The sequence below is a fragment of the Mycobacterium sp. genome, assembly GCF_025933915.1.
In the GTDB taxonomy this organism is placed as follows: Bacteria; Actinomycetota; Actinomycetes; order Mycobacteriales; family Mycobacteriaceae; genus Mycobacterium.
In genome coordinates this window covers 52,404-60,084 of the sequence record NZ_JAICZA010000009.1, presented here as the reverse complement: position 1 = coordinate 60,084, position 7,681 = coordinate 52,404, and the positions used below count along the sequence as shown (strand labels likewise).

Genomic DNA, 7,681 nt, shown 5'->3' with positions numbered 1-7,681 from the left:
TTACGGAACGATCGAGAACCTGCGGTTGGAGCGGATCCCCGACGCCGACGCGCCGTTGGGGCCCGGTCAGGTGCGGGTGGCGCTGTCGGCCATCGCCGCCAACTTCCGTGACGTCATGATCGCGTTGGGCCTCTATCCCGACCCCGACGCGGTCATGGGCATCGAGGCCGCAGGTGTGGTCATAGAAATTGCTCCCGAAACTACCTCGCAGGGTGGACGTTTCGTGGTCGGCGACCGCGTCATGGGGCTGTTCCCGGACGGTACGGGAACGATCGCCAAGACAGACCGGCGATTGCTCGTCAAGGTGCCGACCGGATGGTCACACACCGCCGCCGCGACGGCTTCGGTGGTGTTCGCCACGGCCCGCTATGCGCTGGTGGACCTGGCCGACGCCAAGCCCGGTCAGCGGGTGCTGGTGCACGCCGCCGCCGGTGGGGTGGGCATGGCCGCGGTCCAGCTGGCCCGCCAGATTGGTCTGGAAGTGTTCGCGACGGCCAGCCATGGCAAGTGGGACACGCTGCGGGCGATGGGGTTCGACGATGATCACATCTCCGATTCGCGCAGCTTGGAGTTCGAGGACAAGTTCCGGGCGGTCACCGGCAGGACGGGCATGGCTGGGATGGATATCGTGCTCGACTCGCTGTCCGGTGAGTTCGTCGATGCCTCCCTGCGACTGCTTGCCCCCGGTGGGGTGTTCCTGGAGATGGGCAAGACCGACATCCGTGACCCCGATGTTGTCGCCCGGGACCACTCCGGTGTGCGCTACCGCGCCTTCGACCTCTTCGAAGCCGGGCCCGACCGGATCGCGCAGATGCTCGACGAGCTGGCGGCGCTGTTCGGCGACGACGTGCTACACCCGTTGCCGGTGACCAGGTTTGACGTGCGCCGCGCGCCGGCGGCATTGCGGTACCTGAGCCAGGCCCGCCACGTCGGCAAGGTCGTGATGACCATGCCCGACGCGTGGACGACGGGCACCGTGCTGATCACCGGCGCGACCGGGATGGCCGGTTCGGCGTTGGCACGCCACGTGGTGGCCCGCCACGGCGCGCGCAACGTGGTGCTGGTGAGTCGGCGCGGTCTGGACGCGCCGGGGGCCGCGGAGCTGATGACCGAGCTGTCCGCCGCCGGGGCGCAGGTACAGGTGGTCGCCTGTGACGCGGCCGATCGTGAAGCGCTGGCCAAGGTGCTCGCCGATATCCCGGTGCAGCGACCGCTATCCGGCGTCTTTCACGCGGCGGGGGTGCTCGATGACGCGGTGATCTCGTCGCTGACGCCGGAGCGCGTCGAAGCGGTGTTGCGTGCCAAGGTCGATGCCGCGTGGAATCTGCACGAGCTGACCCGCGACCTCGATATCTCGGCGTTCGTCATGTTTTCCTCGATGGCCGGACTGGCCGGTGCGTCGGGGCAGGCCAACTACGCGGCCGCGAACTCGTTCCTGGACGGGTTGGCCGTGCACCGGCGCAGGCAAGGGCTACCCGCCGTATCGCTGGCCTGGGGCCTGTGGGATCAGGCCAGCGCCATGACCGGTGCGCTTGGTGCAGCCGATCGTGCCCGCTTCGGTCGCGACGGAATTGTCGCGATGTCTTCCGATGAGGCGCTGGAGTTGATGGACACCGCGCTGACCGTCGACGAGCCGTTCATGCTGCCCGCCCATATCGACCGGGCGGCACTGCGGGTCAAGTTCGACAGCGGAACCCTGCCGCCGATGTTCGTCGATTTGATCAACGCGCCGACCCGGCGTCAGGTTGACGACTCGTTGGCTGCGGCGAAATCCAAATCCGCTCTGCTGCAGCGCCTCGAAGGACTTCCGGAAGACGAGCAGCAGGCCGTGCTGCTGGACCTGGTGCGCTCCAACATCGCCACCGTGCTGGGCAGCGCCAGCCCGGAGTCGATTCACCCGGACCGGGCTTTCCAAGAACTCGGATTCGACTCGCTCACCGCGGTCGAAATGCGCAACCGGCTGAAATCCGCGACCGGACTGCCCCTTTCACCGACGCTGATATTCGATTACCCCAACTCGGCTGCGCTGGCCGGCTACATGTACTCCGAACTCGTCGGCACGACGGAGCAGCAGACACCGGCCGCCGCGCCCGGGGAGGCCGAGATCCAGCGGGTGGTGGGATCCATTCCGGTCAAGCGGTTGCGCCAAGCCGGCGTGCTGGAACTGTTGCTCGCGTTGGCAAGCGAGGCCGAGGGCGCCGCGCAGCCGGCGGCCGCCGCGATGACCACCGAAAAGGACATCGCGGACATGGACCTCGACGCTCTGGTCAACGCTGCGCTGCTGGATGACGACGACGCAATTGACTAAGGGTAGTCAGTGAGAATCGCGGTGACCGGGGCCAGCGGCGTGCTCGGCCGCGGCCTCGCGCTGCGGCTGCTTACTCAGGGACACGATGTCGTGGGCATCGCGCGTCACCGCCCTGAAAGCTGGTCGAGCGCAGCCGATTTCGTCGCGGCAGACATCCGGGATGCCGACGCTGTCAGGCACGCCCTGGCCGGCGCGGAAGCCGTGGCGCACTGCGCATGGTCAGAAATTCCCGGACACGACGATCCCATCAGCCATCAGGTCAACATCGGCGGCACCCGCAACGTGCTCGACGCGATGGCAGAGACCGGGGCCAGGCGGATCGTCTTCGCGTCGACGGCGCACGTTTACGGCGGGGGAGGCGCGCCGAAGACCGAACACGACGCGATAACTCCGGTCGGTGTTGACGGTCAATTCAAAGCCCGGGTCGAAGACATGCTTGCGGAAGCGGGCACGGAATGGGTTGCGATCCGCTCCGCGCTGATCCTTGGCCGAAGCGTCGACAACCGGGTGCGCCGGCTGTTGGCGCTACCGGTGTTCCCCGCCCGGTCGGGCGATCGACGCATGCAGGTCATCCACCTCGACGACGCGCTTCGGCTATTCAACCGTGCGGTCGTGGAAGTTGGAATCGCCAGCGGCCCGGTCAATCTCGCCGCTCCCGGGGAGTTGACCTTCCGGCAGATCGCGGCTGCGCTTCACCGCCCGGTTGTGCGGCTGGGCTTTGAGCCGGCGGCGCTGCGACTGGTGCGGGGCGCTCCGCTCATGGACATCTCGCGGTTGCGCGAAGAGTGGGGATTCCGGCCGGCGTGGGAATCCGGCGAATGTGTCGAAGATTTCGCGCAAGCGGTGCGCGGCCGGGTCACCGTGGGCAAGCGGGTGGTATCGGTGCCCTGGCGGCTGGCCAACATCCAGGAACTACCTTCGGTCGACGCGCCGAGCAACGACGGTGTGAAGCCCAATCTGGCGGGCGCAGCAGGGGATAACGGGGAATTCGACACACCGATCGATCCTCGCTTTCCCACGTTTCTGGCCACGAACCTGTCGGAGGCGCTGCCCGGCCCGTTCTCGCCGGCGTCGGCGTCGGCGACGGTTCGCGGACTGCGGGCAAGTGCCGTGTGCGTCGCCGAGCGGTTGCGGCCCGGGGGGATGATCCAACGCGAAATCGCCATGCGCATGGTCGCGGTGTTCGCCCACCGGCTGTACGGCGCCATCACGACCGCGCATTTCATGGCCGAAACGGTGCCTTTCGTGAAGCCGGCGACGGTGGTGAGCAACAGCGGGTTCTTCGGCCCGAGCATGGCGGCCCTACCGATCTTCGGGGAGCAGCGTCCACACTCGGATACCAGCCGCATCCGGAGGCGACTGCGGACCGTCCGCAACATCGGGGTATTCGGCGTCAACCTGATCGGCCTGTCCGCCGGCGCGCCCCTGGACACCCGCGAATTCGTCGCCGATGTCGATCGCCTGGAACGCTTGACCGGCGGCGATCCCACCCGGCTCGACGATCGCCGGTTGCTGAGCCTGATCTCGTTGGCGCGTGACCAGGTTGTGCACGGCTGGGTGCTGGCGGCGGGCTCATTCCTGTTGTGCGCGGCTTTCAACGTGTTGCTGCGCGGTTTGTGTGGCCGGGACACGGCCGCACCCGCCGGACCGGAATTGGTCAGCGCGCGTTCGGTCGAGGCGATGCAGCGGTTGGTGGTCGCCGCACAGCGCGATCCGAAAGTGACGGCGCTGCTGGCCGAACCGGGGGACCGCCTGGACAAGCTGGCCGTGGAGGCACCGGAATTCCATGGCGCGCTGCTGGCCGAGCTGGCGCTGATCGGACACCGTGGCCCGGCCGAACTCGAGATGCTGTCAACCAGCTACGCCGACGACCCCGAGCTGCTGGTCCGGATGGTGACCAGAGCGATGTGCGCGCCACCCGCGCCGGAGCCCCAGCGCACTCGGATCCCACTGCGGGCCAAGCCCATTGCGGTGCTGGCCACACAGCAACTCCGGGACCGCGAAGTCCGCCGTGACAAGGTGGTGCGGGCGAACTGGGTGCTGCGCAAGCTGCTGCGTGAGTATGGGCGTAGGTCGGTTGAGGCCGGGATCTTCGGGACCGCCGACGACGTCTTCTATCTGCTCGTCGACGAGCTCGATCCACTACCGGCGGATGTCGGGGCCCTGGTGGCCCGCCGCCGGGCCGAACAACGCCGCCTGGTTGCGGTGGCTCCGCCGACGGTATTCAGCGGAAGCTGGCGGCCAAGCACGACCTCGTCACCCGCGCTGGCCGGCGGGGACACCCTGCGCGGGGTCGGCGTGTGCGGGGGACGGGTTCGCGGTCGGGTGCGCATCGTGCGGCCCGACACCATCGACGAACTACAGCCCGGAGAAATCCTGGTGGCAGAGGTCACCGACGTCGGGTACACCGCTGCATTCTGTTACGCCGCGGCCGTGGTGACCGAACTCGGCGGCCCCATGTCGCATGCCGCCGTGGTGGCCCGCGAGTTCGGTTTCCCCTGTGTGGTGGACGTTCAGGGCGCCACTCGGGCGTTGCCGCCGGGCGCGCTCGTCGAAGTCGACGGCAGCACGGGGGAGATCCGAGTGCTCGACGCGGACACCGACGACGTCTCGTCACTCCCGGCGAGCGACCGGCGTCCGAACGCCTCCTAAGCGGATGAGGGATCGAACTCCACGTGCAGGCTCGTCGGTCCGCTCATGCCCAGCAGCGGCTTCCACGGTGCCGGTCCGACGCGGCGAGGGTGGCGGATCCGCCGCGTCAGGATCTTGAGCGCTTCTGAAAGCTCGAGCCTTGCCAGGTTCGCGCCCAGGCAATAATGGGCGCCGCCGCCGAAGGTCAGAATGGGCGGCGGTTCGTCCCGGGCGATGTCGAAGCGGTCGGGTTCGGCATAGACCGCCGGATCACGGTTGGCGGCAAAGGTATTCACAAGGATGAATGTACCGGCCGGGAAGGTGTAGCCACCGAGCGTCGTGTCGTCGGTGACGGTGCGAAGTGTGCTGCAGACGGCGGGTGAGTGTCGCATGCTTTCCTCGACGGCGGGCATCGCCAGTTCGGGATGGTCGGCCAATAATGTCCACTGCTCGGGGTGATCGCACAGGACCTGTACCGAAGCCGCCAATTGACCACGCGTGGTGTCGGTTCCGGCTACCAGGATGCTGAATGCCAACATGCGCAGTTCGGCGGCGTTGAGCCGGTCGCCGCTGTCCTCGGCGCGGATGAGCTCGGAGAGCAGGTCGTCGGTCAACCGATCCCGCCTCAGCGAAACCATCTTGTCGACGTAGTCGTCGAACTCACCCCACGCACGCAGGACGACCGGCTCCTCCTCGACGAGATTGCAGTCGAAGCTGACGATCTTGAAGATGTCTTCGGCCCAGCGCGAAAATTGTTCCCAATCCTCGCGTGGAGCGCCAAGCAGCGCGCAGATGACCGGAATGGGGTAGGGCCGGGCGATGTCTTCGACGATGTCACACCGGCCGATGCCCAGGAACCGGTCCACGAGTTCGTTGACCACGGTGTGGATGGTGCCATGCATACGCGAGGTGGCCCGCGGCGTGAAGGCCTTGGACACCAGGCCGCGCAGGCGGCGGTGCTCGTCGCCTTCCATGCACAAGATGCTGCGAATCACTCGGTCCCACAGCGGGCCCGACGTGATGCCGTGCGCGGTGAGATGGATACCCGGGGGGATGACGAAACGAGGGTCACGAAGGAGGGACCGGGCGAGGTTGTAGGACAGCACTTCTGGACCCAACGGGCCGATCGCGATGGGAGCGAGGTCCTGCGCTGCCCGAATCCTCGGGTAGACGTCCAAGGGGGCCTCGGTGGTGTCGTAGCTGAGCGCCGGAAGGCCGGCATCGAAGATGCTCGGCATCGTGGTGTTCACGGTCATGGTGTCTCCCTTCACGGGATGTTGGTCGCCAGGAATGTCAGTGTCAGCCCGAGGATCGACACGTCGTTTTCGTCAAGGTAGGTGCCCTCGCCCTCCATGCGTTGCCGAAAACGCGTTGTCGCGCCGTAGCGCTCGGCGACGGCGTCGGCCCTGGAAGCTGCCGGGACTCCGATGACCACGGTGAACACGCCGTCGCCGTGGCGCTCGAGGAACTCGGTCACCGAAACGGCGACCTCCCCGGTCGACCCGGGGATCGGGCTGATCAGCTCGATACCCCGATTCCAGTCGAGATGGATGTCCAGGCCGAGCTCGGCCAGCTGCAGCGGCTGGAAGACGAATCCGAGATCGCTGAACATTTGCGCCGCGGCGGCATGTCGTTCCGGTGCTACGGCGAACACGACGTGATGGAGCGAGGGTTCTTGTGTTGCGGTCATGTTGTCAGGACTCCGCGGGGAAGTGGCAGCGGTAGGTCGGTGTAGGTGACGATGCCAGGAGGCGCGGCGACCACGGCGGGTATCGCGGTGATCGCCGGCATCGCGGTGATGGTCAGGCCCAACATGATGTAGTCGTCCAGTGTCTCGCCGACAAAATCTTGCGGTGGAAGGAAACTCAGGGTGGTCTTGATCGTCGGTCGACCCTGCACCTCGATCGTGTAGCCCATGTCCAGCGGCCAATCCGGATCCAGTGTCTGGCCCTTGCGCCATCGGCCGCGGATCTCAATGACCTCCCGGTCCCCGACAATCCCTTTCCAGCGGACGTCCACGCCGGCGACACACCCCTTTGCGATCGTCCAATCGCCGGGAAGGTGGAGATCCTCGGTGGTCTGGGCGTATTCGGCTTCGCAGCGCACCTCGTCGAGCTCGACGCCCAGCGCGTCGGCGATCAGCAACACGCCATCGGCGAAGATGCCGGACCCCTTCTCGGTGATGGCCGCAAGATCGGGCTGGTCGATGGGATAGCCGAAGCCCATGGGTATCTCGGTGGCGGGTGAGTTGTAGATGGTGGTGTCAACGGATTCCAGCATCGAGACCTTGTCCACCCGTTCCGAGAGGCCTGCCGACACGATGGCGAAGAGTTGGATGAAACCGGGGTTGATGCCGCTGCCGAAGATGGACGATCCGCCCGCTTCGCAGGCCCGCGCGATGCGCTCCCGTCCCGCACCCAGGAAGTGACCGGTGATGAACCCGGCCGTGCCCACCACGTTGATGCCCGCGCCGAGGATACGGACCAGCTCGTCGACGTCGGCGAACATCGGGTTGTAGACCACACAGTCCGGCTTGAGCGCGAGCAGCGCCTCAATATCGTTGGTGGCCTTCACATCCAGCGTTTCGATCCCGCACAGCTCGCCGACGTCACGCCCGGCCTTCTCCGGCGACCAGGCATAACATCCGACCAGCTCCAGTGTCGGATTTGCGGCGATCGCCTTGACGGAACTCTTGCCGACGTTACCGGTCGTCCACTGAACGACCCGATAGGTCAACGGGCC

The 7,681-nt window shown here is 66.8% G+C and carries 5 protein-coding genes; 2 read left to right on the top strand and 3 right to left on the bottom strand.

From position 1 onward, the window contains the following. Together Q0W90_RS02665 and Q0W90_RS02660 are read left to right on the top strand one after the other, a co-directional pair. A partial coding sequence (locus Q0W90_RS02665) for a type I polyketide synthase (protein ID WP_297773018.1) occupies window positions 1-2,308 on the top strand: 2,308 nt, incomplete at its 5' end. Between the two features lie 9 nt (window positions 2,309-2,317). Continuing rightward, window positions 2,318-4,960, top strand: a complete 2,643-nt coding sequence (locus Q0W90_RS02660) for a sugar epimerase family protein (RefSeq protein ID WP_297773016.1) — start codon at window positions 2,318-2,320, stop codon at window positions 4,958-4,960. On the opposite strand, the gene Q0W90_RS02655 is transcribed toward Q0W90_RS02660, so the two are convergent. The 3 genes from Q0W90_RS02655 to Q0W90_RS02645 are packed head-to-tail and all read right to left on the bottom strand — an operon-like array spanning window position 4,957 to window position 7,675. Continuing rightward, entirely contained in the window at window positions 4,957-6,195 is a 1,239-nt protein-coding gene (locus Q0W90_RS02655) for a cytochrome P450 (protein WP_297697427.1), read from the bottom strand. The genes Q0W90_RS02660 and Q0W90_RS02655 overlap by 4 nt on opposite strands. 11 nt (window positions 6,196-6,206) lie before the next feature. Beyond that, window positions 6,207-6,629 (bottom strand): hypothetical protein, encoded by a 423-nt coding sequence (locus tag Q0W90_RS02650; RefSeq protein ID WP_297595127.1) that lies wholly within the window; start codon window positions 6,627-6,629, stop codon window positions 6,207-6,209. After that, entirely contained in the window at window positions 6,626-7,675 is a 1,050-nt protein-coding gene (locus Q0W90_RS02645) for a dihydrodipicolinate reductase (RefSeq protein WP_297773014.1), read from the bottom strand. Before Q0W90_RS02645 ends, Q0W90_RS02650 begins: the two co-directional genes overlap by 4 nt. Window positions 7,676-7,681: the final 6 nt, after the last annotated feature.